General features: G+C 70.9%; 23 protein-coding genes and 1 pseudogene. 15 read left to right on the top strand and 9 right to left on the bottom strand.

Features of this window, described 5'->3' with window-relative positions; translation table 11 throughout:
- Nucleotides 1-4: 4 nt before the first annotated feature.
- From CW359_RS01790 to CW359_RS01780, 3 genes are all read left to right on the top strand, one after another.
- Nucleotides 5-829 carry a carbohydrate ABC transporter permease gene (locus CW359_RS01790; protein ID WP_105968204.1) on the top strand — a complete coding sequence of 275 codons (825 nt, stop codon included), beginning with the start codon at nucleotides 5-7 and terminating at the stop codon, nucleotides 827-829.
- 157 nt (nucleotides 830-986) lie between these two features.
- The gene (locus CW359_RS01785; protein ID WP_105967874.1) at nucleotides 987-1,820 is read left to right on the top strand and encodes an SDR family oxidoreductase; all 834 of its coding nucleotides are present in this window, start codon (nucleotides 987-989) and stop codon (nucleotides 1,818-1,820) included.
- An 81-nt stretch (nucleotides 1,821-1,901) separates the two neighbouring features.
- Nucleotides 1,902-2,633: a DUF7873 family protein gene (locus tag CW359_RS01780; RefSeq protein WP_105967873.1), complete on the top strand. Its 732-nt coding sequence runs from the start codon at nucleotides 1,902-1,904 to the stop codon at nucleotides 2,631-2,633.
- 544 nt (nucleotides 2,634-3,177) lie between these two features.
- Here the strand turns inward: CW359_RS01780 and CW359_RS01775 are convergent.
- Entirely contained in the window at nucleotides 3,178-5,631 is a 2,454-nt protein-coding gene (locus tag CW359_RS01775; RefSeq protein WP_105967872.1) for a CBM35 domain-containing protein, read from the bottom strand.
- 86 nt (nucleotides 5,632-5,717) lie between these two features.
- Entirely contained in the window at nucleotides 5,718-6,764 is a 1,047-nt protein-coding gene (locus CW359_RS01770) for a LacI family DNA-binding transcriptional regulator (protein WP_198655038.1), read from the bottom strand.
- 210 nt (nucleotides 6,765-6,974) lie between these two features.
- On the opposite strand from CW359_RS01770, the gene CW359_RS01765 reads away from it, so the two are divergent.
- Nucleotides 6,975-8,348 carry a cryptochrome/photolyase family protein gene (locus tag CW359_RS01765; RefSeq protein ID WP_105967870.1) on the top strand — a complete coding sequence of 458 codons (1,374 nt, stop codon included), beginning with the start codon at nucleotides 6,975-6,977 and terminating at the stop codon, nucleotides 8,346-8,348.
- 36 nt (nucleotides 8,349-8,384) lie between these two features.
- Here the strand turns inward: CW359_RS01765 and CW359_RS01760 are convergent, their stop codons facing one another.
- Nucleotides 8,385-9,140 (bottom strand): dienelactone hydrolase family protein, encoded by a 756-nt coding sequence (locus tag CW359_RS01760; RefSeq protein ID WP_105967869.1) that lies wholly within the window; start codon nucleotides 9,138-9,140, stop codon nucleotides 8,385-8,387.
- A 293-nt stretch (nucleotides 9,141-9,433) separates the two neighbouring features.
- Between CW359_RS01760 and CW359_RS01755 the strand changes: the two genes are divergently transcribed.
- The 3 genes from CW359_RS01755 (at nucleotide 9,434) to CW359_RS01745 (ending at nucleotide 12,506) form a co-directional block, all read left to right on the top strand.
- A complete protein-coding gene (locus CW359_RS01755) occupies nucleotides 9,434-10,399 on the top strand; it encodes a D-2-hydroxyacid dehydrogenase family protein (RefSeq protein WP_198655037.1) in 966 nt (321 codons plus the stop codon).
- Nucleotides 10,400-10,488: 89 nt separating this feature from the next.
- Complete coding sequence (locus CW359_RS01750) at nucleotides 10,489-11,181, top strand: M24 family metallopeptidase (protein WP_105967868.1); 693 nt, start codon at nucleotides 10,489-10,491, stop codon at nucleotides 11,179-11,181.
- Between the two features lie 164 nt (nucleotides 11,182-11,345).
- Nucleotides 11,346-12,506 (top strand): NAD-dependent formate dehydrogenase, encoded by a 1,161-nt coding sequence (locus CW359_RS01745; RefSeq protein WP_105967867.1) that lies wholly within the window; start codon nucleotides 11,346-11,348, stop codon nucleotides 12,504-12,506.
- A gap of 101 nt (nucleotides 12,507-12,607) precedes the next feature.
- On the opposite strand, the gene CW359_RS01740 is transcribed toward CW359_RS01745, so the two are convergent.
- Nucleotides 12,608-13,168 carry an SDR family oxidoreductase gene (locus tag CW359_RS01740; RefSeq protein WP_232838165.1) on the bottom strand — a complete coding sequence of 187 codons (561 nt, stop codon included), beginning with the start codon at nucleotides 13,166-13,168 and terminating at the stop codon, nucleotides 12,608-12,610.
- Here CW359_RS01740 and CW359_RS01735 point away from each other — a divergent pair.
- Complete coding sequence (locus CW359_RS01735; protein ID WP_198655071.1) at nucleotides 13,097-13,456, top strand: hypothetical protein; 360 nt, start codon at nucleotides 13,097-13,099, stop codon at nucleotides 13,454-13,456. The genes CW359_RS01740 and CW359_RS01735 overlap by 72 nt on opposite strands.
- A gap of 106 nt (nucleotides 13,457-13,562) precedes the next feature.
- Here the strand turns inward: CW359_RS01735 and CW359_RS01730 are convergent, their stop codons facing one another.
- Together CW359_RS01730 and CW359_RS01725 are read right to left on the bottom strand one after the other, a co-directional pair.
- Nucleotides 13,563-14,168, bottom strand: coding sequence for a hypothetical protein (locus CW359_RS01730; protein WP_105967865.1), 606 nt, complete (start codon nucleotides 14,166-14,168; stop codon nucleotides 13,563-13,565).
- Nucleotides 14,169-14,244: 76 nt separating this feature from the next.
- Nucleotides 14,245-15,030, bottom strand: coding sequence for an SDR family NAD(P)-dependent oxidoreductase (locus tag CW359_RS01725; protein ID WP_157968463.1), 786 nt, complete (start codon nucleotides 15,028-15,030; stop codon nucleotides 14,245-14,247).
- A 112-nt stretch (nucleotides 15,031-15,142) separates the two neighbouring features.
- Between CW359_RS01725 and CW359_RS01720 the strand changes: the two genes are divergently transcribed.
- The 7 genes from CW359_RS01720 to CW359_RS01690 all read left to right on the top strand — a co-directional run bounded on the left by CW359_RS01720 (nucleotide 15,143) and on the right by CW359_RS01690 (nucleotide 23,411).
- Entirely contained in the window at nucleotides 15,143-16,768 is a 1,626-nt protein-coding gene (locus CW359_RS01720) for an ATP-binding cassette domain-containing protein (protein ID WP_198655036.1), read from the top strand.
- Nucleotides 16,765-17,964, top strand: a complete 1,200-nt coding sequence (locus CW359_RS01715; RefSeq protein ID WP_105967862.1) for an ABC transporter substrate-binding protein — start codon at nucleotides 16,765-16,767, stop codon at nucleotides 17,962-17,964. Before CW359_RS01720 ends, CW359_RS01715 begins: the two co-directional genes overlap by 4 nt.
- Before the next feature lie 34 nt (nucleotides 17,965-17,998).
- Nucleotides 17,999-18,862, top strand: coding sequence for a branched-chain amino acid ABC transporter permease (locus tag CW359_RS01710; RefSeq protein WP_105967861.1), 864 nt, complete (start codon nucleotides 17,999-18,001; stop codon nucleotides 18,860-18,862).
- Nucleotides 18,859-19,899 carry a branched-chain amino acid ABC transporter permease gene (locus CW359_RS01705; RefSeq protein ID WP_105967860.1) on the top strand — a complete coding sequence of 347 codons (1,041 nt, stop codon included), beginning with the start codon at nucleotides 18,859-18,861 and terminating at the stop codon, nucleotides 19,897-19,899. The genes CW359_RS01710 and CW359_RS01705 overlap by 4 nt, the downstream gene beginning before the upstream one ends.
- Nucleotides 19,896-20,690, top strand: a complete 795-nt coding sequence (locus CW359_RS01700) for an SDR family NAD(P)-dependent oxidoreductase (protein ID WP_105967859.1) — start codon at nucleotides 19,896-19,898, stop codon at nucleotides 20,688-20,690. Before CW359_RS01705 ends, CW359_RS01700 begins: the two co-directional genes overlap by 4 nt.
- A gap of 131 nt (nucleotides 20,691-20,821) precedes the next feature.
- Nucleotides 20,822-22,528 carry an FAD-dependent monooxygenase gene (locus tag CW359_RS01695; RefSeq protein WP_105967858.1) on the top strand — a complete coding sequence of 569 codons (1,707 nt, stop codon included), beginning with the start codon at nucleotides 20,822-20,824 and terminating at the stop codon, nucleotides 22,526-22,528.
- 94 nt (nucleotides 22,529-22,622) lie between these two features.
- Complete coding sequence (locus CW359_RS01690; protein ID WP_105968201.1) at nucleotides 22,623-23,411, top strand: IclR family transcriptional regulator; 789 nt, start codon at nucleotides 22,623-22,625, stop codon at nucleotides 23,409-23,411.
- A gap of 25 nt (nucleotides 23,412-23,436) precedes the next feature.
- Here CW359_RS01690 and CW359_RS01685 read toward each other — a convergent pair.
- From CW359_RS01685 to CW359_RS01675, 3 genes and pseudogenes are all read right to left on the bottom strand, one after another.
- Nucleotides 23,437-23,589 (bottom strand): annotated as a pseudogene (locus CW359_RS01685) (GMC oxidoreductase); the annotation flags it as partial.
- Between the two features lie 226 nt (nucleotides 23,590-23,815).
- Nucleotides 23,816-24,484, bottom strand: coding sequence for a GNAT family N-acetyltransferase (locus tag CW359_RS01680; protein WP_105967856.1), 669 nt, complete (start codon nucleotides 24,482-24,484; stop codon nucleotides 23,816-23,818).
- A gap of 148 nt (nucleotides 24,485-24,632) precedes the next feature.
- Entirely contained in the window at nucleotides 24,633-25,151 is a 519-nt protein-coding gene (locus CW359_RS01675; RefSeq protein WP_232838201.1) for an ISAs1 family transposase, read from the bottom strand.
- Between the last annotated feature and the right edge of the window lie 115 nt (nucleotides 25,152-25,266).

The raw sequence follows: 25,266 nt of genomic DNA, 5'->3' as shown, positions 1-25,266 counted from the left end.
CGGCATGAACCGCAAGCGGGTCCGGGGCGTGAGCGTCCACGTGATCCTGATGCTCGGCGTGGTCATCTCGGTGTTCCCGTTCTACTGGATCGTCGTCATGGCGACGAACACCTCGCAGGACATCTACAGCTACCCGCCGAAGCTGTGGTTCGGCGACAACCTGCTGACCAACATCCAGCACCTGTTCGACCGGATGGACTTCTTCGGCGCCCTGTCCAACACGATGATCGTCGCGGTCTGTACGACGGTCCTGGTGCTGTTCTTCGACTCGCTGGCCGCGTTCGCCTTCGCCAAGTACGACTTCCCCGGCAAGAAGTTCTTCTTCGGCCTCCTGCTGTCGATGTACCTCCTGCCGACCCAGCTGGCGATCATCCCGCAGTACGAGATCATGGTGCAGCTCGGCTGGCTGGGCACCCTCAAGGCCCTGATCGTGCCGGCCGCCGCCAACGCGTTCGGCATCTTCTGGATGCGCCAGTACACCACCACCAGCGTCCCCGACGAACTCCTCGACGCCGCCCGCATCGAGGGCGCCGGCTTCTTCCGCCTGTACTGGCACGTGGTCCTGCCGTGCGTCCGCCCGGCGTTGGCGTTCCTCGGCATCTACACGTTCATCGCCGCCTGGAACGACTACATCCTCCCGCTGGTGATGCTGGTCAACCCGGACAAGCTGACCCTCCAGGTGGCCCTGGCCCAGCTGTACGCGGGCCACTCCACCGACTACAGCATGGTGATGGCAGGGGTGCTGCTGTCTGTCATCCCGCTGGTGCTGATGTTCACGTTCTTCGCGCGGGGGTTCATCGCGGACGCGACGAAGGGGGCGTTGCGCTGACGCGGCGGCCGACCCGGTGAGCCGGGGGCCAGGAGTCCTCTTGACCTGAAGCGCGATTGAGTTTCTAGCGTGTCCCCGAGCCGATCGACAGACACGGCGATCGAGAGACAAGCCGATCGACGGACAAGCCGATCGACAGGCAAGGGGAGCAGCGCTGATGATCTTCGTGACCGGGGCCACCGGAAACATTGGAAGGGCCCTGCTGGGGGAGTTGGACGCCCGAGGCGCGGGCCCGCTGAGAGGCCTGACCCGTGACCCCGCTCGGGCGGCCCTCCCCGACACGGTCGAGACGATCGTGGGCGACTTGGCGACCCCGGGGTCATGGACACCCGCGTTGGAGGGGGTGCGCGCGCTGTTCCTCCCGTCGCGCCTGGGCCCGGACGCCGAGATCATCGCGGCGGCACGGTCGGCGGGGGTGGAGCGGGTCGTGCTGGTGTCGTCCATCACCGTCCAGACCCACCCGCACCTCGGCCCGGCCGCCGAGAACCTCGCGGTCGAACGGCTGGTCAAGGACAGCGGCATGTCCTGGACGATCCTGCGCCCGACCCAGTTCGCCTCGAACACCCTGATGTGGGCGGCGACGATCCGCGCGGGCGACCCGGTCCGGGCACCGTACGCGGACACCGGACTGCCCACGATCCACCCAGCCGACATAGCCTCGGTGGCCCGGACGGCACTGACCGAACCGGGCCACCAGGAACAGACGTACGCACTCACGGGCCCCGAACCGATCACAGCCCGCCAGCAGGTGGAGGCCATCGCGGCGGCACTCGGACGGCAGGTGCCCTTCACCGAGATCAGCCGCACCGAGGCCCGCGCCGGAATGGCCGAGGTCTTCGGCCCGGAGGCGGCGGACGCGGTCCTCGACGTCACGGGCGGAGCCGTCAACGACGAACTGCTGACAGTGCACGACACCGTCGAGAGAGTCACCGGCTCCCCAGCCCGACCGTTCCACCAGTGGGCAGAGGAGAACGCCGCCAGATTCCGCTGAGGCCCGCCCTCTCGCGCAGAAATGAACGAGGCAGGCGTTTAATCAGATGTGCGTGCGGCGCGGGGTTGTTAGGTTCGCCGTGTGCCGAAGCTGAATCAGATCATCGCAGTCGAAAAGGGCGTCAAGTCCAAGGCCCTCCAGGAACTCACCCAGGCTCACCAGGACGTGCAGAAGCCCGCCCTGCTGGCCGGCATCTCCCGGACCTACCAGCCCAAGGACGAGGAGGGCGAGCAACTGCCGCCCGAGTCCACGCGGGTGCAGATCAAGGCCGAGGATGCTCTGCGGGTGACCGCCGGGACGCTGACGCGGCTCTTCGACGTGACCGCGACGAAGGACTGGGCGAACCGGTCCGCGGTCGCGGACGTGGTGGTCGACGGTACGGTGCTGTTGCCCCAGGTGCCCGTCCCCTACCTGTTGTTCCTGGAGAAGCAGCTCACCGACCTGCACACCTTCGTGCGCAAGCTGCCAGTGCTCGACGCTTCCGAGTCCTGGAACCTGGACCCCTCGACGGACTCGTGGAAGACGGACCCGGTGCGGACCATCCGCACGAAGAAGGTTCCGCGCAACCACGTGAAGGCCGAGGCCACGGAGAAGCACCCGGCGCAGGTCGAGGTGTACTACGAGGACGTCCCGGTCGGTTACTGGACCACGGTGAAGTTCTCCGGCGCGCTGCCCGCCCGGCGGGTCAATGAGCTACTCGACCGCGTCGAGAAGCTCCAGCAGGCCGTCAAGTTCGCCCGCGAGGAGGCGAACAACACCGAGGTCACCGACCAGCGGGTCGGCGACGCGGTATTCGGCTACCTGTTCCGGTAGCCTCCACACACGCCCTCCGTCGCGAGCGGAGGGTGCGCGATGAGCGCAAGCTGAAACTGATGTTGAAGCTGATGAAGGGGTGTCAGTTGGGGGTTCGAATCCCTCTCCCCGCACCACGTGCGGGGGTGGCCCAAGCCTGGCAGAGGCGGCCCCATGAAACTCAGATTCTCGCTCCAGTCTCAGTATTCGCCGCCGAACACCGGATCGACCGAGCGTGGGCGAACATCGACGGATGGGGGTTCAAGTCCCCTCGGCGCCTCTCTCGTGGCGCTGTAGTTCAAAGGCAGAACACGTCGATCTCAACATGACCCGCGGTTCTTAAACGCCGTCGGTGTGCGCAAATGGGTGGCAAGCTGGAGCCCGGGAGCTGGACATGCTCCCGGGCTCCGTCACGTTCCGGCCCGCGGCTTGTGCTGTGACCGGGAAGGTTCACCGGACCGCAGGGACTCCCGGCCAATGAGGACGGGGCGGACACCGTTGCGTCGCAGTTGACCGGCGAGAAGCAGCACAACGAGCAACCCGGGGAACCCTTCCGGGCACAGCACTAGCCGAGAACCCGCCCCAACTCGATCCGGTCGATGTTCGGCGCCCAGGCCCCCGCATTCCCGAACGTCACCACGTTCGCCCCCGCCCGCAGATCCACCGGCACCCCCACCGTCCAGTAGTCGTCCCAGCTCCACGTGTTCTTGAACGTCACCGTCCGAGCCGCCCCGCTCCCCACCGTGACATCCGCCGTACGGGACATGATGTCCGTGTTGTACGCGTGGCCGTTGTCGCGCCGGTCGTTGTGCGCGTAGTGGACGACCAGCAGATACCGGCCCGACCTGGGCGCGTCCACCGTGAACCGGGCCGTGCTGGCCGCGCTGTTGCCGAGCCGGCCGATGTAGGAGCCCGTCGAGGCGTGGACGGAGTCCACGAGCGTCGCGCCGCCCGTGAGAGTGGCCGAGGCGCCCTCGTAGGAGAGGGTGCCGGACGTCGAACCGGCGCCCGAGACGTCCAGCGAGCGGACGGACGCGCCCTTCACCGTCAGCGTGACGCGGTTGTTGCCCCCCACCAGGTACAGCCGCAGGCCCTTGCCCGGTGTTGCCGTCACCATCTGGCCGTGCAGCTCCAGGTTCACCGGCGCCGAGGCGCGCGGCACCACCGTGTAGTAGCCGTCGCGCGGTGCGTAGACGTCGAACACCGCCCTGTCGCCGGAGCGCAGGACGAGCGCACCCGTGCCGACCCCGGTGGACGAGGCGTAGTCGTACGTCGGCCTGCCGCTGACGTCCGCGAGCGTGGCCTCGTACGACGCCGAGGGCGCGGCGCCGGTGCGGGCGGTCAGGTCGATACGGTCGAGGGTGACCTCGGCGTCGCCCTTGGCCAGCGTCAGCACGTGCGGGCCCGCCGGGAGGTCGACGGTGACGTCCTTCTTGGCGCGGTAGGTCCAGTTCTCGGTGGAGGGGTAGGAGACCGTGACCGGGCTCCCGCCGTCGACCGAGAGCTGCTGGGTGGCGGGTGCTCCGGACTGGTTGCCGTACAGGATCGCCAGGTCGTACGTCCCCGCCACGGGCACGTCCACCGTGAAGTCGACCCTGCTGGTGGGCGTGTTGAGCGAGCCGACGTCCTTCGTGCCGGAGGCCGCGTAGCCGTTGGCGTTGCCGACCGTCCCCTGGGTGCAGACCTTGCCGTCGGTGATGGCCGCGTCCTCGGCCTCGTACGACGCCGACCAGGGGACGGAGGCCGCGGTCGGAGTGCCGGTGCCGCCCGGCGTGAGGACGATCCGGTACGCCGACATCTTGTGCAGCCCGCGCAGCGGAACGCTCACCGTCCCGTCGGCCGCGACCTTCACCTTCGTACGGGTGAGGACTCGCGGAGCCGCGTGCTGACCCTCGTACCCCGACCACGCTGCCTCGGCGACGGTCGCCGTGACCGTGCGGCCGAAGACCGACCGGGAGACGTTCGCGACCACGACGTCCGCGTCACCGGCCGAGCCGCCGAGCAGAACCTGGGCCTGGCGGCGCTCCTTGTCGTACGAGGCCAGGCCCTGGAGCGTGTCGACGGTGTTGGCCTGTGGTGGGGTCACCTCGACCGTGTCGCCGGTCAGGCCCGCGTACCAACGGAAGTACCACCAGCCGCCGTTGGGAATGTTGGAGCGTACGACATTGCCGTCGAGGTTGCCCGCCGCGTCCCAGTAGGCCTGGTTGGCGTACACCTTGTTCCGCTCGAACATCGCCACCCACTGGGCGAGTTGGCCCGGCACGGACAGATCGCGGCGGTTGGCGTACTCGTCGATGTTGATGGTGAGCGGGGCGATGCCCAGTTCGCGCTCGATCGCTCGGTAACTGTCGTAGTTCCCCTGGAAGTTCTTCAGGGAGCTGGAGTCCAACTCGTGCCAGGTCGTCACCTGCGGCAGGACGTTCTCGCGCTTGGCGAAGGTGAGGAAGTCCCGCAACAGGCGCGGGTGGTAGCCGGATTCGTTCGGGCCGGCGATCCTCGCGTCCGGGTCGATCGCGCGGATGCGCTCGTACACCGTCTTCCAGTCCTTGAGGAAACGGTCCCGATTCGCCTCGTACTGCGCCTGGTCGGAAGTGCCCAGGTTGTACCAGATCTGGTCGGGCTCGTTGAAGGGGATGTAGACGAAGCGCCCGCTGTTCGGGTCGGCCGCCACCTCGCTGACGATTCTGTCGACCTTGGGGAGGTAGTCCTCGATGCCGAGATCCTCGTACGGCCACTTGGCGTAGACGTCCTGCATCATCACCAGGATCTCGCCGCCGCCGTTGCGGAAGTACGACTTGGAGACGGTGAGCGCGTCGCCGTTGGGATGCTGGGCGCCGCCCTCCGGTTTCTGCGAGACGCTGGTGATCTTCAGGGGGGCCAGGATCGCGTCGCTGGGTACGCCGTCGTCGCTGAGCCCGTACAGGGTGCCGTTGGCGCCGTGCATCACCGGGCCCTCGGACGAGGCGAGGTCGACGGTGACGCGCTGCGGGGCGTCGGCTGCGGGGAGGGTGCCTGCCATGTCGGTGACTCCAAGTACGGCTGTGACCAAGGTGGTTGTGGTGCGGGACAGGGCGCGCGATCCGGTGGGGGCGGGCGTGCTCTGGATCACCGGCGACCGGGCGGTGGCCCCGAGCTTTCGCGCACCAGCAGTTCCGGTACGGAGACGGGGTGCGGGGCGATCGGCGCGGAGTCCTCAAGTACGCCGTGCAGCAAGGCGAACGCGGAGCGGCCCAGCCCGGTGAAGTCCAGGCGTACGGTCGTCAGGGACGGAGTCAGATAGGCGGAGTGCGGAGCGTCGTCGAACCCGGCAACGCTCACCTCGCCGGGGACCGTGCGGCCCGTCTCGTGCAGGGCGCGGATCACCCCCAGCGCGAGATCGTCGTTGCCGCACAGGATCGCGGTGACACCGGGGTCCTTCGCGAGCCTCAGCCCGGCCGCGTGACCGCCCGCCGGGCCCCAACTCCCCTGTACGGGACGGGGTTCCGGCGCCCCCGCCTCCCGTAGGGCCTGTAGCCAGCCGGTCGTACGGGCGCCGGTGCGCCGGGTGCTGGACGGGATGGCGACGTAGTGCACGGTCTCGTGGCCGAGGGCGAGGAGGTGGCGGGTCACCTCGTACGCGGCCTCGCGGTCGTCGGTCCACACCCAGGGGCGGTCGCCGCCGGGCGGGCTCGCCGGGGTCTCCACCACGCCGACGACCGGCAACCCGGCGGGCACGGCACCCAGGGCCCGGACACCGGCCGGATCGTAGGCGATCACGATCAGCCCGCCGCCCGCGTCCGCCGCCCGCCGCACCTGGGCGGCGACAGCGGCCTCGTCGGCGGCGTCCGCCGATTCGAGCACGCCGACACCGACGTCGTACGAGACGGCGCGGGCCGCCTCCTCGATGCCCTGGAGGATCGAGGCGTAGCCGTAGTGCGTGGTGTTGGAGGTGAGTACGGTGACGGCACGGCTGCGTCCGCTGGCGAGGGCGAGCGCGGTGGAGTTGCGCCGGAACCCCAGTTCGTCGATGGCGGCGAGGACCCGGTCACGGGTGGACGGCTTGACGCTCGGGCTGTCGTTGATCACGCGGGAGACGGTCTGGTAGGAGACCCCGGCAGCGGTCGCGACGTCCCGGATGCTCGCGGAGCGCCTGGTGTGACCGGTCACATTCATAGCAGGATTGTGACCGGTCACACAGGGGTCGTCAAGAGACCGAAATCTTCGAAGCGGAGGTGGACTGTTGTTCAGCCGGAGTCGCGGGTGAGGGGCGGGCGTTGGCGGTCCTAGGCTGGCACCCGGTTTTACGTTGACTCGAACCGCTTTGTCGCCGCGTCCCGCTCCGCCGGTGCGGCCGGAGCGGGCTCTCACCCGGAAGTGGCCATCATGAGTGTCTCCGTCGTCCTGTTCACCTCCGACCTGCGGCTGCACGACCATCCGCCGCTGCGGGCCGCCCTGGACGGAGGCCGCCCGATCGTCCCGCTCTTCGTACGGGACCGGGCCGTCGACGGCGCCGGGTTCGCCGTACCCAACCGGCTGGCCTTCCTCGCCGACTGCCTGCGCGACCTGGACGCCGGTCTGCGCGAGCGAGGCGGACGGCTGGTCCTGCGCACCGGCGACCTCGTCGAACAGGTGTGCAGGGTCGCCGCCGAGGCGGGCGCCGACGAGGTGCACCTGGCGGCCGACGTCAGCGGCCACGCCCACCGACGGGAGGAGCGGCTGCGGCACGCCCTGGCGGCGGACGGCGTACGGCTGCATGTGCACGACGCGGTGACCAGCGCCGTCGCGCCGGGTTCCGTCGTCCCGGCCGCGTCGGACCACTTCGCCGTCTTCACGCCGTACTTCGGGCACTGGTCACGGCAGTTGCTGCGCGACCCGCTGCCGGCGCCGCGAACGGTACGCGTCCCGGACGGCGTCGACTCCGAACCCCTGCCCGCCCGCAGCGACCTGCGGGGACTCTCGGAGGGGCTGGCCACCGGCGGCGAGACCGAGGGCCGGGCCCGGCTGACGGCGTGGCTGCGGAGCGAGGTGAAGACGTACGAGGACGGTCACGACGACCTGGCCGGCGACGTCACCTCCCGGCTCTCGCCGCATCTGCACTTCGGCACGCTCTCCGCCGCCGAGGTCGTCCACCGGGCCCGCCGCGTGGACGGTCCGGGCGCCGAGGCCTTCGTACGGCAGCTCGCCTGGCGCGACTTCCACCGCCAGGTGCTCGCCGTACGCCCGCACGTCGCCGCCGCCGACTACCGCACGCGGCGCGACAGTTGGCGTACCGAGGCAGAGGCGCGGGAGGACGTCGAGGCCTGGAAGGACGGCCGCACCGGCTACCCGATCATCGACGCCGCGATGCGCCAACTCCGGTACGAGGGCTGGATGCACAACCGGGCACGCATGCTGACCGCGAGCTTCCTCGCCAAGACGCTGTACGTCGACTGGCGGGTCGGCGCCCGGTACTTCCTGGACCTCCTGGTGGACGGCGACGTCGCCAACAACCAGCTCAACTGGCAGTGGACGGCGGGCACCGGGACCGACACCCGGCCCAACCGGGTCCTCAACCCCGTCACCCAGGCCAAGCGGTACGACCCCGACGGCGGGTACGTACGCCGCTGGGTGCCCGAACTGGCGGCGGTGGAGGGCCCGGTGGTGCACGAGCCGTGGAAACTGCGCGGACTGGAGCGCGCCGCCGTCGACTACCCGGACCCGATCGTCGAGCTGTCGGAGGGACTTGCCCGCTTCAAGCGGGCCCGAGGTCTCGACTGAACGGCCGCTGTCGAGGACCGACGCCCGCGCCGTACGTCAGAGGGCGCGGCCGAACAGGTCCAGCAGCGCGGTCCAGTGGCGTTCGGCGGCGTCGGCGTCGTAGCGGTCGGTGTCGGCCATGGTGTAGCCGTGTTCGGCACCGGCGTACACGTCGGTGTTGTGCTTCACGCCCGCCTCGGTGAGGGCCTTGTCGAGGCGTTCGATCTGCTCGGGTGGCATCGAGGGGTCGTTGTCGGCGTGGCCGAAGTACAGCTCCGCCGTGACGCGGTCGGCGAGCAGATGGGGACTTTCGGGGGCGTCGGTGGCCAGGCCCGCGCCGTGGAAACCGGCCGCGGCGGCGACCCGGTCGGGGTGGTTTCCGGCGGTGAGCAGGGACAGCCGGGTGCCCAGGCAGTACCCGGTCACGCCGACCGGCCCGGCGACGGCCTCGGGGCGGCCGGCCAGCCACTCCAGATACGCGCCCGAGTCACGGGCCACCACCTCCGCGGTCAGGCCGCCCATCAGCGGCAGGATCCGCTCGAAGAGGGCGGGCCGGTCGGCGTCGGAGATGAAGTCGGGCAGCTCCACCACGGGCGCGCTGCCGTGCCGGTGGAAGACGTTCGGGACCAGCACCGCGTACCCGGCCGCCGCGAGCCGGTCCGCCATCACCCTCAGCTGCGGGCGCAGCCCGAAGGCGTCCATGTACAGCAGGACGGCGGGACGGGCACCGCCGTCGGCGGGGTGGGCGAAGTAGGCGTCGGCGGTGCCGTCGGGGGTCGGGATGTCGACGGTGGTGCCGTGTACGACGGTCATGCGGGACTCTCTTTCTCGTTCACCGGTCCGGCGGACGACGCCAGGGCCGGTCGTACCCGCGCGGAACCGCGATCGGGCGCCGTCCGTGGCCGTCATGCGCTGCTCCAGGGCAGGGAGTGGAACAGGGCCGGATGGTACGGGCGAAAGTAAAGAGCAGTCTTAACGGCGGCCGACCAGGATGTCGCCGAGATCGCCGAGATGGGCGTGGTCGGCGACGTTGGTGCTATGGGCGACAGCGGCCGAGACCCCTGCCGGCACCTCTCCTCGGGTGCGGGGAGAGGCAGACTGCACCCATGACCCTCCACTGCGTTGTGCTGGACGACTACCAGGGCGCCGCCCTGACCATGGCGGACTGGAGCCCCCTCACCGGCCGGGTCGAGGTGCGCGCGCTCCGCGAACACCTCACCGACCGGGACAGGCTCGCCGCCGAACTGGCCGACTCCGAGATCGTCGTGGTCATGCGCGAGCGCACCCCCTTCGACGCCGAACTCCTGCGCAGACTGCCCCGGCTGCGCCTGCTGATCACCACCGGCATGCGCAACGCCTCGATCGACCTCGACGCGGCACGGGCGCAGGGCGTGACCGTGTGCGGTACGGCGAGCAGCTCCACCCCGCCGGTCGAGCTGACCTGGGCGCTCCTCCTGGGCCTGGCCCGGCACCTCGCCCCCGAGAACCGGGCCCTGCGCGAGGGCGGCCCCTGGCAGTCCACCGTCGGCCACGACCTGCACGGCCGCACCCTGGGCGTGCTCGGCCTCGGCAAGACCGGCACCCGGGTGGCACGCGTCGCCACCGCCTTCGGCATGGAAGTCCTCGCCTGGAGCACGAACCTCACCGCCGAACGGGCGGCCGAGGCCGGTGTCCAACTCGCCCCGGACAAGAAGGACTTGCTCAGCCGCAGCGACTTCGTGTCGATCCACCTCGTCCTGTCCGACCGCACCCGCGGCCTCATCGCCGAACCGGAACTGCGCGCCATGCGCCCGCACGCCCACCTCGTCAACACGTCCCGCGCGGCCATCGTCGACCGGACGGCACTCGTACGCGCCCTGCGGGAGGGCTGGATCGCCGGCGCGGGCCTCGACGTCTTCGACACAGAACCCCTCCCCGCCGACGACCCCCTGCGCACCCTGCCGAACGTCCTCGCGACTCCGCACCTCGGCTATGTCACCGAGCGGAACTACCGCACCTTCTACACGGAGGCGGTGGAGGACATCGTGGCGTTTCTGGGCGGTGCTCCGGTTCGTCGGTTGGCGGGTGGGTGAGGTCCGCCTGCTGAGTGCTGCACCTCAACGGCTGGACGCGGGACGAACCCGTTTGCCGGACGATGATTCACTCGCTTACCTTCGGCCCCATGGCGGATGACGAACCCACGCGCGCGGCACGGCTGCTGGACGCGCAGGCGAAGGCCGAGCGGCTCTTCGCGGAGATCGAGAAGCGCGGGCTGGTCGCGCCGGGCGAGGGCGAGCGGGCGGTCAGCGACCGGGTCCGGGACCTCGCGAACGAACTGTTCGGCACGACCCGGCACTGGCACAAGCGGATCGTGCGGTCGGGGCCGAACACGCTGAAGCCGTACAAGGAGAACCCGCCGGACCGGGTGATCGGCGCGGACGACATCGTGTTCGCCGACTTCGGACCGATCTTCGAGGAGTACGAGGCCGACTTCGGCCGCACCTTCGTCCTCGGCGACGACCCGGTCAAGCACCGGCTCCGCGACGACCTGCCGCAGATCTTCGCCGCCGGCCGCCGCTTCTTCGACGCCGATCCGGACATCACCGGCGCCCGCCTGTACGCCGAGGTCGAGCGGCTCGCCAAGGAGGCCGGCTGGGAGCTGGGCGGCTGGCACGCCGGGCATCTGGTCGGGGAGTTCCCGCACGAGTGGATCGACGGCGCGGACGTCGAGTCGTACATCACGCCCGCCAGCGACCATCCGCTGCGCCGCACCGACAAGGCCGGGCACCGCTGCCACTGGATCCTGGAGATCCATCTCGTCGACGGGGAAAGGGACTTCGGCGGCTTCTACGAGGAACTGCTCGACCTCGGCTGAACCGTCACGCCCGCCTCGTGCAGGGCGAGCCACACCCGGTTCCGGGTCAGCGGCGGTCATAGCCGCCGCCTATCCCGGCATAGCGAGGATCGTTTTGACCAGGCCGTTCCACGGCGAGGATCGTGAACCGCACCTTCCCGCAACGCCAGTTGAGGAGCTGCGACATGGCCAAGGTGCTCTGCGTCCTGTACGACGACCCGACCGACGGTTACCCCACCACGTACGCCCGCGACGACCTCCCCGCCATCGACCACTACCCCGGCGGCCAGACGACCCCCATCCCCGAGGCGGTCGACTTCACCCCGGGCCATCTGCTCGGCAGCGTCTCCGGTGAACTCGGCCTGCGCACCTACCTGGAGAAGGCAGGCCACACCCTGGTCGTCACCTCCGACAAGGACAGCGCCGGGTCCGTCTTCGACCGGGAACTCGTCGACGCGGACATCGTGATCTCGCAGCCGTTCTGGCCCGCCTACCTGACCCCCGAGCGGATCGCCGCCGCCAAGAACCTTAAGCTCGCCGTCACCGCGGGCATCGGCTCCGACCACGTCGACCTCGACGCGGCCATCGCGCACGGCGTGACGGTCGCGGAGGTGACGTACTGCAACAGCATCAGCGTCGCCGAACACGTCGTGATGATGACCCTCTCCCTCGTGCGCAACTACCTGCCCTCCCACCAGGTGGTCCTCGACGGCGGCTGGAACATCGCGGACTGCGTGGCCCGTTCGTACGACATCGAGGGCATGCACGTCGGGACGGTCGCCGCCGGGCGCATCGGACTCGCCGTACTGCGCCGCCTCGCGCCCTTCGACGTCAAGCTGCACTACACCGACCGCCACCGGCTCCCGGCGGACACCGAGCGCGAACTCGGCCTGGTGTGGCACGAGAGCACGGCCGACATGGTCCCGCACTGCGACGTCGTCACCATCAACGCGCCGCTCCACCCGGAGACCGAGGGCCTGTTCGGCGACGAACTCCTCGCCACCATGAAGCGCGGCGCCTACCTGATCAACACGGCCCGCGCGAAGATCGCCGACCGGGACGCCATCGAACGCGCCCTGCGGAGCGGGCAGTTGGCGGGCTACGCGGGTGACGTCTGGTATCCGCAGCCGGCCCCCGCCGACCACCCCTGGCGGACGATGCCGCACCACGGCATGACCCCGCACATCTCCGGCTCCTCCCTCTCCGCACAGGCCCGTTACGCGGCCGGCACCCGCGAGATCCTGGAGTCCTGGTTCGGCGGGCGGCCGATCCGCGACGAGTACCTCATCGTCGACGGCGGGGCACTGGCGGGAACGGGCGCCCACTCGTACTCGGTCACCAAGTGAGCCCTGGGCCCCTGTTCGGGACAGGGTGCGACCGTGGTCCCTGAGAGGTGCCTACTTGAGTGCCATGGGGGTGAGGCGTGATCCGGCCGAGGCGGTGACCTTCAGGCCGGAGGCGCAGAGGAGGAACTCCCAACGGCGTCCGGGTCGTCCTGGGTGATCGAGCCGTTGTCGTTGAGCAGGGGCAGCGCCTTCTGCACGGTGAAGAAGGCGCCCCGGGCGTTGACGGAGAAGATCCGGTCGAAGTGCTCGGGGGTGGCCTCGGCCAGGGTGGCCTGCTCGCCACGGCCCGCGTTGGCGACGACGACGTCGACCGACCCGCGCTGCGCTCGCGCGGCCCACGGCGCGCGAAGTGGCGGTGTGCCTGCTGACGGGCCTGGTCGAGACGCGCCGCACCTGCCCGTGAAGGCGATGGTCAGCGCCGGGACGGGGCGTCGGAGTTCCCGCGCAACAGGTCCCTCTCGGCGTGGCAGCTGCCGGCCGCCCCGGGCCCGTACACCCTGCGGGCCCGCTCCGACCGCAGCCAGTGGAACGGCACGGCCACCGACGTCGAGGGCATCTGGACGTTCAGGTCGGGCGCGGTCGCCGAGGGCGTGACCGAGGTGCTGCCGCTGACCAGCGTCCGCTTCCGGCCGGCGGTGGACGAGTGGTCGCGCGCCTCGCACAACCAGGTGCTCGCGGTCCCGTTCGCCCTCCAGCGCACCGACGAGCACCGACGCGGCGGGGTGCGTGACCTGACCGTCGAGTCGTCCTTCGACGGCGGTACGACCTGGGCGGGGGTGCCGGTCGTGAAGGGCCGTGCGCTTGTCCCGCGCTCGGACCTCGCCACGCTGCCCGCCGGTCGGCTCGACCGCAACGGACACGGGTACGTCAGCCTGCGGGTGAGGGGAGCGGACCGGGTCTCGTCCTTCGAGCCGACGGCGAGGAAGGCGTACAAGCTCAAGGCGTCCTGACCTCGTCGGGACCGACACTGCGGGGCGGCGCCGGGTCGGTGGCGCCCCGCGGTCGCGGAGAGCGCGGGCGTGGGCGTGGGCGTGGGGCGCGGGGAGACGCCGGGGCTCATCCGTGCCGGGCCGGATCGGGGCCGGGCGGGGCGGCGTCGAACACGGGGGTCAGCAGCTCGCGCGCCCGTTCCGGGGTGATGACGTCCGCCGGGTCCATCTTCTCGATGCGGCGGCTGCCGGTGTCCTCGTAGATGTGCTCGCCGATCAGTCGGCAGTCCGCGTCGTACGGCCAGAACGACGCCATGTAGTGGGTGAGTTGGTAGTAGGCGTCCGGGTCGTCGATGTCCTCGCCCTGCGCGGCCAGCACCCGGCCGGGGAGGTGGTGGCCGAAGAAGGACTCGATGGCCAGGCCCCAGTCCGCGACGGCCACGTTGTCGGTGATCGGACCGAAGACGTTCGCGCGGGCGTCGGTCAGGCCCGCGTAGAAGGTGCCGATCTCGGCCATGCCGCGCAGCTGGAACGAGGCGCCCTTCTCGTTGATGCGGTACAGGGGCTCGTCGACGACCATCTCCGGCACCAGGATCTCCTGCCAGCGCCCGGAGACCTCCAGCAGCGCGTGCCTGCGGAAGTTCAGCAGGATCGCCCGGTGGCGCGGGTTCTCCGTGACGGCGAGGAGGGCGTCGGGTTCTTTGACGACGTCGCGTACGTCGAACAAGTTCATCTGCGTGCCTTTCGAGCCGAGTGTTCAACCGGGTGGTTCGGTCGGGTGTTTCGACCAGGTGGTGCGGCCGGGGGGTTCATAGGCGGATCTGCATGGGGTCGCTGGCGTCGACGCCGCCGTCGATGACGTGGACGGCGCCGGTGATGTACGGCGCCTCGTCGCTCAGCAGGAAGGCGACCAGGGCGGCGACCTCGTCGGCCGTGCCCATCCGCCCGAGCGGGCTGTGCGCGCGCAGCGCGGCGACGACCGGCTCGCCGCCCAGCGCTTCGGCCAGGGGCGACTGCATCGGCGTCTCGATCAGGCCGGGCGCGACGACGTTCACCCGGACCCCGAGCGGCGCCCCCTCGATCGCGGCGCTGAGGGCCAGGCCGATCACCGCGTGCTTGCTCGCCGTGTACGGCACGATCGCGGCGCTCGCCCGCAGCCCGGCGAGTGAACTGGTGACGACGACCGCGCCGGGCCGGCCGGTGGTGCGGAAGTGGCGCAGCGCGTCGCGCAGACCGAGGAGCACACCGCGCTGGTTGACCGCCACGACCCGGTCGTAGTCCGCCACGTCGAGGTCGGCGAACGTACCGAAGGGGCCGGGTATCCCCGCGTTGAGGTGGAACAGGTCGACGCGGCCGAAGCGGTCGACGGCGGCCCGGAGGTACTCCGCCGCGTCGGCCTCCTCCGAGACGTCGGCCGTGAGGGCGAGCGCCCCCTGCCCGCACCGGGCGGCGACGGCGGACACGGCGTCCTCGTCGCGGTCGACGAGGGCGACCGAGCAGCCCTCAGCGGCGAGGCGCCGCGCGGTGGCCGCCCCGATCCCGCTCCCGGCGCCGGTGACCAGCGCCACGCGTCCGGCAAGTCCGGCGAATGACATTCGGCCACTCCTTGACTCTTTCGAAGTCCCGTTATTTAGGACTAGCGTTTCGATTAAGGGGACACTAGCCTGCGACCACACGTCGGTCAACGACATGGAAGGAGCCGCGACGGTGAACAGTTCGGACACCGCCCTGACCGTGCGGGGGCTCGGAAAACACTTCGGCGGGGTGACGGCGCTCGACGGTGTGGACCTCGCCGTGCGCCGTGCCGAGGCGGTGGCGGTCATCGGCCCGAACGGGGCCGGGAAGAGCACCCTGCTCAAGCTGATAGCGGGGGTGCACCGCCAGGACTCGGGGACCATCCACCTGGGCGACCGCCGGCTCGACCGGCTGCCGCCGCACCGCATCACCAGACTCGGGGTGGCCCTCGCCCACCAGGTCCCGAGGCCCTTCCACGGCCTCACCGTCCGCGACAACGTACGGATCGGTGCCATGGCCGCCGGCCCGCCCATGCGCGGCCCGGAACTGGCCGATCTGCTGGCCCTGTGCCAGCTGGACACCAAGGCGGACCGCCCCGCCGACTCACTGCGTGTCCTGGACCTCAAGCGGCTGGAAGTCGCCCGCGCCCTGGCCACCCGCCCCCAGGTGCTCATGCTCGACGAGGTCGCCGCCGGCCTCGTCGGCCGTGAACTCGACGAGGCGATCGACCTCATCCGCCGGGTGCACGGCCTGGGCACCACCGTGATCCTCGTCGAGCACATCGAACGGGTCGTACGCGAACTCGTCGACCGCGTCCTGGTGCTCAACTGGGGGCGCCCGATAGCGGAGGGAACCCCGGCGGAGATCGCCCTCGACGAGGAGGTGCGCGCGGTCTACCTCGGCGACGGCGGTTCCTCAGGGGGTGGCGCTCCTGCGGCCAACCCTCGTGACGATAGTCAGGACATGAAGGTCGTAGAGCAGGACGCGTCCGCGAGCGCCGTACCGCACGGCACGGACGGGGACGTACTGATTCTGGACAACGTCAGCTCCGGATACGGCGACATGCTGGCCCTGCGGGACTTCTCCCTGCGGGTCGCGCCCGGACAGATCGTCACCGTGCTGGGCGCGAACGGCGCCGGGAAGTCCACGCTCTGCGGCACCCTCGTGGGCACCGTCGGCTCCCGTACCGGCCGCATCACCGCGTTCGGCCGGGACATCACCCGCCTCCCGGTGCACGAACGGGCCCGGCTGGGCATCGCCTACTGCCAGGAGGGCCGCCGGGTCTTCGGCGACCTCACCGTCGCCGAGAACCTGCGGCTCGGCGCCCCGCTCTCCCTCCCCAGGGGCGAGGTGGGCACCCGGATGGAGCGGGTGCACACCGTGTTCCCCGTGCTCGCCGAACGCGCCGGGCAGCGGGCGGGCACGATGTCCGGCGGGCAGCAGCAGATGCTCGCCGTGGGCCGCGCCCTCATGGCCGACCCGGCCGTACTGATCTGCGACGAGATCTCGCTCGGCCTCGCCCCGGTCGCCATCGACGCGCTGTACCAGGCACTCGCCGAGATCAACGCCCAGGGCGTGGCCATCCTGCTCGTTGAGCAGAACGTCAAACGCGCCCTCGGCATCTGCGACCACGGCGTCGTCCTCTCCCGGGGACGCGTCTCCTACCGGGGCGGCCCGGAAGGCCTGCTCGACGACGCCGACCTGGACGCCGCCTACTTCGGCGCCCCCGCCTCGGACACCTCTGTCCCCACCACCGTCACCGCCGCGGCGACGACGGCCTCCGGCTCGCCCGCACGCACCACTGGAGAACCCTCATGAGAACAGCCAGACCCTCCCTGCGTCTCGCCTGCGCCGCCGTCTGCGCCGCGCTGCTCGCCGCCGGCTGCGCGGGCAACAGCACGTCCAGCGCGGGCAGTTCGAGCGACACCGGCCCCATCGTGATCGGCACCAGCATGTCCCTGTCCGGCGCCGTGGTGCTGACCTCCATCAAGGACGGCTACCAACTCGCCGTGGACCAGGCGAACGCCGCCGGAGGGGTCACGGTGGACGGCGTCAAGCGCAAGGTCAAGCTGGTCGTGCTGGACAACCGCAGCGACACCAACACGATGGTGCAGCAGGTCCGTTCCCTGGTGCTCAGCGACCACGCGGTAGCCCTGCTGGGCTCCTGCTGCCAGCAGAACATCGACATGCAGGGCCAGGCCGACGCGCTGAAGGTCCCCCTGCTGATGGGCGCCCTCCCGGTGGAACTGCTGCCCAAGGCCAAGGGATACGCCTGGGACTCCTTCCAGTCCCTGGCCGACGGCGCCGACAGGTTCTACGAACTCGCCGCCACCACGTCGACCAACAAGAAGATCCTGATGGTCAACACCAACGACGCCCAGGGCAAGGCCACCGGCGAACTGTGGGGCGGGCTGGGGAAGAAGGCCGGATTCACCGTCGCCGCCAGCAAGGCGGTGCCGGGCGGCACCACGGACTTCTCCGACGTCATCCAGGCCGGCAAGTCCACCGGCGCTCAGATACTCATCGCCAACATGACACCCCCGGACTGCTTCGCGATGTGGAAGCAGATGAAGGCACTGGCGTACAAGCCGAAGCTCGCCATCGGCCTGCAGTGCGCGCAGACCCCTGGCTGGAGCTCACTCGGCGCGCTGGGCGACGGCACCCTCGTCCAGCTCAACTGGACCGACTCCGCCGGACTTCCCGACACGCAGATGATCGTCGACAAGTTCGCGAAGAAGTACCCGACGCTCAACGACCTCGGCTCGGTCGCCCTCGGCTACCACGAGACCCAACTCCTCCTGGACGCCGTCTCCCGGTCCGGCGACGCCACCCCCGCCGCCATCAACAAGGCCCTCGCCACCACCGACATGTCGTCCGCGCTCGGCCCCGTGAAGTTCACCGACAACAAGAGCACCACCCCGTCCTTCATCGGGCAGTGGGAGAACGGCAGGATCCAGCAGGTCTGGCCCGCCAAGGGCGCCGTCCCCCTGAAGTCCCTGTCCGGCCTGAACTGAACCGTTCCCCGAAACGGCAGAAGGGAGCCGAGACATGAGCCTCGACGTGCTCGCCGCCGGCATTCTGGCCGGCGGCCTGTACGCCCTGATCGGCCTGGGAATCTCCCTGGTCTTCGGGGTGCTCGGACTGATGAACCTGGCCCACGGCGAACTCGTCATCGGCGGCGCCTACCTGGCCTCGCTGCTCGTCGTGGACGCCGGCTGGGACCCCCTGGTCGCGCTGCCACTCGCCATGGCCGCCATGGCACTGATCGCCTACCCCCTCCAGCGCTACCTCCTCACACCACTCCTCAGAGGCAGCAAGAGCGCCCCGCTCGTCGCCACCTTCGGCCTCTCCCTGCTCGCCCAGGCGCTCTTCCAGGCCGCCTTCGGCACCCACCCCAAGGCCCTGCCCGCCGCCTACGCCGACACCGGACTGTCCGTGCTCGGCGTACGGGTCCAGACCGTCTACGTCATCGCCTTCGGGCTCACCGTCCTCCTGTGCGCCGCGACCCACCTGGCGCTCACCAGGACCCGGGCCGGCAGCGCCGTACGGGCCGCATCCGCCGACCCCGACACCGCGGCCGTACTCGGCATCGACGTCAACCGCGTCTACGCCGTGACCTTCGCCGGTGCGGCGGCACTGGCGGCGGCCGGGGGAGTGCTCACCGGCGTCGCCCAGAGCTTCACGCCCAGCAGCGGACTGCCGCTGCTGCTCACCGGCTTCGCCGTGATGGCCCTCGCGGGCATCGGCAGTGTGGGCGGAGTGCTGGCGGCGGGCGTGGCGCTGGGTGTCCTCCAGTCCGTCAGCGTCGGTTTGTTCGGCGGCGGCTGGCGGGACGTGGTCGTCTACCTGGCCTTCTTCCTCGTCCTCGCGGTCCGCCCGCAGGGCCTGTTCCGAAAGGCGCACGCCGGATGACACTCACGACCGTCCCACGGCGCTGGTGGCCGACGAGCGCACTGCTGCTGGCCACCGTGGTCTGCTTCGCCCTCGGCGGGGTCCTCGACAGCGGCACCCTCGACCTCGGCGTCACCCTGCTCTGCTACCTGGCCATCGCCCAGGCCTGGAACATCCTCGCCGGATTCGGCGGCCTCGTCTCCCTGGGCTCCGCCGCCTTCGTCGCGACCGGCGGTTACGCCGCCGCGCTGCTGCTCGTCCACACCGGGCTGGGCTGGCCCCTCGCGGTGGTGGCGGCGCCGGTCGCCGCCATGCTGCTCTCGCTGCTGCTGTCCGCCGCTCTGCTGCGACTGCGCGGCGACTACTTCTCCATAGGCACCCTCGCCGTCGCCATCGCCCTCCAGGCCCTGATCCGCAACTGGGCCTGGGCGGGCGGCGCCAGCGGTGTCACCGTCCCGGCCGACGCCGTACCCAGCGGCGGCAACCTCTTCCAGCTCGCCGTACTCGTCGCCGCGCTCGCCATGGCACTCACCCTCTACGCCCGCTACAGCGACTTCGGGCTCCGGCTGGCCGCGATCCGCGACAACGAACCGGCCGCCGCCGGACTCGGCGTCGCCGTCCGCCGCCACCAGCTCGCCGCACTGCTGCCCACCAGCGGGATCACCGGGCTCGCCGGGGCGGTGATCGCCTTCCAGTTCATCGTCATCTCCCCGGACGGCGTGGCCGGCGTCGCCTGGAGCCTCAACGCCGTCCTGATGACCGTGGTCGGGGGCACCGGCACCATACTGGGCCCGGTCCTGGGCGTGGCCGTCGTCTACTACGGCCTCACCCGCGGCCTGCAGAGCGAGCAGACGCTCTCCCTGGTGATCGAGGGCGTCCTGCTCATCGGCATCGTCCGGTTCGCCCCGCAGGGCGTGTGGCCACTGCTGTGCTGGGCCACTCGCCGGCTGCTCGGACCGCGCCCCGGTCCCGGCACCGGCCGCCCGGTGACCGACCGCGGCAAGAAGGACGAACCGGCCCCCACCGCGTCCGAGCCCGTCGCCGTGGACGCCGTATGAGCGCCCGGGAGTTCGACGGCCGCACCGTCCTGATCACCGGCGGCGGAGGCGGCATCGGCTACGCCACCGCCGAACTGCTGGCCGAGCGCGGAGCCGCCGTCGTCGCCCTCGGCCCCGACGACCCCGGCCTCGCCAAGGTCACCGCACTGCCCCGGGCGGTCGGCGTCCCCGGCGACGCCGCCGACGAGAACGACGTACGCCGAGCGGTCGACGCCGCGCTGCGGAACGGGGGACGGCTCGACGCGGTGGTCTGCTGCGCCGGCATCGGCACCTTCGGCAGCGTCCTGGACCCGGACCCCGGCTGGCAGTACACCCTCCACGCCAACCTCGACACTGCCTATGTGACGACCCGCCACGCCCTGCCCGCGCTGATCGAAACCGGCGGCTCCGTGGTGCTCGTCTCCTCCCTCGCCGGGACCCTCGCCGTACCCGGCGCCGCCGCCTACACCACCTCCAAACACGCCCTCATCGGCCTCACCCGCTCCCTGGCCGCCGACTTCGGCCCCCACGGCGTGCGCGCGAACGTCGTCTGCCCCGGCGCCGTACACACCCGGATGCTCGACCGCGTGATGGACGAGGTCGGCTCCCGCTCCGGACTCGACCGGGACACCGCCTACCGGCGTGCCGGATCGCTGGTCCCGCTGCGCCGGGCGGCGCAGCCGCCGGAGATCGCCGAGGTCATCGCCTTCCTCGCGGGTCCGCGCTCGGCGGTCGTCACGGGAGCCATCCTCATGGCGGACTGCGGTGCCTCGGCGGTCGACCTGAGCCTGTCGGCACTCGACGCGGGGTGACCGCCGCCCCGGCCCTTCCCCTCCCAGCGAGGTCCACGCCGGGGCCGAACGGCCGCTGACCCCAGGGGCCCGCGCACCCGCCTGCCGACCGAGCCCGCCGCCCGCCCCGACGACCACCACGGAGCCCACCCATGACCGAACCGACACCGGCGGCAGGCCATGATCCGGGCCGGTCCCCGGCTCCGGCCACCACCCACCCCACCGTGCTGATCGTCGGCGCGGGCCCCGTCGGCCTGACCGCCGCCCACCTCCTGGGCTCGCGGGGCGTACGGGTCCTGCTGGTCGAACGCAACACCACCACCAGCGACGACGCCAAGGCCATCAGCCTGGACGACGAATCACTGCGCACCCTGCAGTCCGCCGACCTGGCCACCGCCGTCTACCCGATCATCGTGCCCGGCACCGGCACCAAGTACTACGGCGTCGGTGGCCGCCCCCTGGTACACGCCCGAGGCACCGGCGACCGCCGCTTCGGACACCCCTTCAAGAACCCCTTCGCCCAACCGGACCTGGAACGAGTCCTCCGCGCCGAACTCGTCCGGCACCCGAACATCGAGGCCCGCTTCGGCACCACCCTGACCGGGCTCACCCAACTCCCGCACGGCGTCCGCGTGACGCTCGAAGGCGGCGACGGACGTCCCACCGAGGAACTCGCAGCCGACTACGTCCTCGGCTGCGACGGTGGCCGGAGCACGGTACGCCGACTGCTGTCCGTCCCGATGCGGGGCCGCAGCTTCCCCGACGACGTGTGGCTCGTCCTGGACACCCTGGGCGACCCGCACCGCGAGCGGTACGGCATGCACATCGGCGACCCGGCCCGCCCGACGGTGATCGTCCCCGGCCGCGACGGCCGCTGCCGTTACGAGTTCCTGCTCCGCCCCGAGGAGGGCGGGGCAGGCGGGGAACCGTCGTTCGAGCTGGTGCGGAACCTCCTCCGGCAGCACCGTCTGATCACCCCGGACCAGGTGGAACGAGCCGTCGCGTACAGCTTCCACGCGCTGCTCGCCGAACGGCTGCGGGTGGGCCGCTGCTTCCTGCTGGGCGACGCCGCGCACATGATGCCGCCGTTCGCCGGCCAGGGCCTCAACTCCGGTGTACGGGACGCCGCCAACCTCTGCTGGAAACTCGCGGAGGTGGTGGCCGGGCGGGCCGACGACGCCCTCCTCGACACCTACGACGTGGAACGCCGCCCGCATGCCCAGGCCGTCATCGACCTCTCCGTACGGCTCGGCCGGACGGTCATGACCACCAGCCGCCCCCGGGCACACCTGAGGGATCTGCTGGTGCGCGCCGCGCTGTTGACCCGCCCCGGAAGCCGCTACCTCACCGAGATGCGCTACCGCCCCGACACCCGGATACGGGCCGGAGCCGTCATCCGCCCGGAGGGCCGAGCCCACCCGCTCGTCGGAGCCCCGCTCCCGCAACCGCGCGTACTGCACGGCCCCGGTTACCACCTCACCCCGCTCGACGACGTCCTCGGCACCGGCTGGAGCCTGTTGGGCGTGGGCCTCACCGAGGCCGACTGGACGATGGCAGGCCGGGCCGGACTCCCGGACGCCACCGAGGTCGAGGTGGTCATCGCCGACCGGGCACTCGACGGCACCGGCCACCGGGCGGAGATCACGGACGCCGACAGCGGACTACGCACGCTCCTTGGGGACTTGGCAGGTCACTTCGTCCTGGTGCGCCCAGACCGCTTGGTGGCAGCGGTCTTTCGACCGGGCGGCGCCGCACAGGTCGCCGAGGAGCTCCGCCGCTTCGCGGTCGCCCCCACCGCGGCCCCTCCCGCCCACGCTGACGCCGCCCCCGACTCAGGCATCGAAGGAGTCACCCCATGAACCCGACCACCGTTGTCAGGCCTGTCAGGAACCGGCCGTGACCGCGACGGGCCCACCTCCCACCGGACCACGCCCGGCCGCTACAGTGTCCGGCATGTCAGGAACAGCGTCCCCGAACTACCGCGACCGCAACTCCACGGCCGATCGCGCACTCGACATCCTGACCATGTTCGACGACACCCACCTGGTCATCTCCGGGACGGCAGTGGCCGAGCGGCTCGGGGTCGCCCGCTCCACCGCGTACCGCTATCTGCAGAGCCTCGTCTCCGGCCGCTTCCTGGAGGAGGCGCCCGGCGGCGGGTTCCGGCTCGGCCTGCGGGTCCTGGAGATCGCCCGGCTGGCCCGCCGCAGCTACGGCCTGTCCGAGACCGCCCTTCCCTCGATGCAGGCCCTCGCCGAGGAGGTGGGGGAGACCGTCCTGCTCACCCGCCGCACCGGCGACCTGGTCATCTGCGTGGACCGCGCGGAGAGCGAGGCACAGGCGGTACGCATCTCCTACGAGCGCGGCAGCGCCCTGCCCCTCAACGCCGGAGCCGCCGCCCTCGTCCTGCTCGCCTGGAGCCCCGAGGACGAGGCACGCCGACTCCTGGAGGCCACCGAACTGCGCCGCTTCACCCCGGCCACCCTCACCGACGTAGACGCACTGGTCGAACGCCTGGGCAGGATCCGCCGCCTCGGCTACTCCGTCACCCGAGGCGAACTCGACCCCGACGTCGTGGGCATCGCCGCGCCGATCCGCAGCCAGGGCGAGCAGGTCGTGGCGGCGGTGAGCGTGGCCGCCCTCGCCTCCCGCCTGTACCCGGAGGCGGAGGCCGAGGTCGCCCAGCGGGTGCTGGCCGTGGCGGGCGAGATCAGCGAACGCCTGGCGCTGGCCGCCGCCTGACGCCGTATCCGCGCCACGGCAGACCCTAGGTGCGCCGGAGGAGTTCGGCTGCCCGTTCCGCGATGGCGATCACGTTGGCCTTGGTGTTCGCCGCCGGGATGGACGGCATCACCGAGGCGTCGGCGATACGGAGCCCGCCGATTCCGCGCACCCGCAGGTCCGGGTCTACGATGGCCAGGTTGTCGTCGGCGCATCCCCGTACTGGCGGTGCAGAACGGCGTCATCGACCACCGGGACGTCTTCCTCTCCGCCCGACAACAGGCGACGAACGCCTGGATCTGCCCGTGCGTGTCCAGAGTCCGCGCAGTCGGGGAACGGCGACGGGGCCGTACACGTCGAACTGCCCTGACCGGCCGCCGTCGCAGACCCGCACTTGTCCCGTCCTGTGCTCTCCTGTTCCAGTCTCAACGTCCCGCGCACGTCGACGCCGGGCCTTCGTGCAGGTACCAGACGGTGTCCAACTCGCGGCCGTCCGGCAGGGTGTGGCGGGCCGGGCCGGGGGCCGGGACGAAGCCCGCGCGTTCCAGGGCACGGCGGCACGCGACGTTCGCTGTCGCGGTGCCCGCCCGTACCGTCGGCAGACCGGCGTGGTCATGGGCGAACTCGGCTCCCGCCAGGAACAGTTCGGCGCCGAGGCCCTGGCCTCGATGGCCGGGGGCGAGAATGCCGCCGATCTCACCATTGTCGTGGTCGAGTTCGAGGTACCCGGCGTAGCGCCCGGTGTCACGGTGTACGCAGACCATGAACTCGGGCATCCCGGGGCTGGGTTCGAAGGGCTTGGCCAGCTCGGGGTTGGACTTGATGAACCAACGGGGGGTGGCGCCGGCGGGGCCCATGCGCAGCAGCGCCTGTCTGGTGTCGGTGTCCGGCACGACCTGGTCCATGTGGTTGCCCTGCCAGCGCTGGGCCTCGGGGTCCGCGCCCGTGGCGATGGCGGCCAACGCGTCGAGCCGGGTCACCGGGGTGTGGAGCAGCAGGTGCCGGGTGGCCAGGGCGTGCAGGCCGGGCGTACACGCGTCCGGGACCGGGAGGCCCGAGGTCGCCCGCCGACGCCGAAGGAACGACCGAACCATGGAACCTCCACACCGCCCGTCGCCCAGTCACCTGTACCCCACGGTACAAGGTGGCCGATTCCCTTGTGCCGCAGAGTATTTTCGGCATCCCGAAGTACGCAGAAGGGGGGACCTGAATTTCTCCGTCCCTGACAGGGCTGATGCATTCTCACGTAGTGAGATCGAGCATGGCGGTGGCGTACTCGGGATGGGACCTGTAGTGATCGATTGCGGCGGAGATGTTGGTCCAGCCGGCTTGCCGCATCAGACCGATGGCCAGGTTGCGCATGGTGGCCATGGCGCGCGGTGCGGTGCCGGTACGTATCCGCGAGGCGTCCTCACCGTAGGTCACGTCCCTGACATGGTGCAGGGCCTCAACTGACCAGTGGTTCTGGATCAGTTCGGCGAGCTGGGAAGGGTTGGCCTGGTCCGGGGTCAGGCTGGTGATGGCGTAGACGGTCTTCGTCTGGACCTTTCCGGTCTTGCGGTGGGTGCGGCGGCGCTTGATCTCGATGGCCTGGACGGCGTGGGGGAAGAGCAGGCCGGGTTGGACGGTGCAGACCTTCAGGCGGCGGACCTCGCGGCGGCCGCGGCCGGTGGCCGTGGTGCGGTTTTGTAGCGGGATCTCGTGCCAGGGCAGCGTCTTGAGTTGTTTGCGGAGCTTTTTCTGGTTGCCCTTGACGGCCAGGAGGTAGTGGCCCTGGGCTGCGATGACACGGCTAGGAGCGTGGGTCAGTAACCGGCAGCTGGCCGAGTGGCCGTGAGCGGTGGGATCAGTCGCGGTCGTCGGTCGCCGTCTGTGA

It is taken from the genome of Streptomyces geranii, assembly GCF_002954775.1.
GTDB classification, from domain to species: Bacteria; Actinomycetota; Actinomycetes; order Streptomycetales; family Streptomycetaceae; genus Streptomyces; species Streptomyces geranii.
The sequence above is the reverse complement of the archived record's forward strand: the minus strand, read 5'-3'. Positions and strand labels throughout refer to the sequence as shown.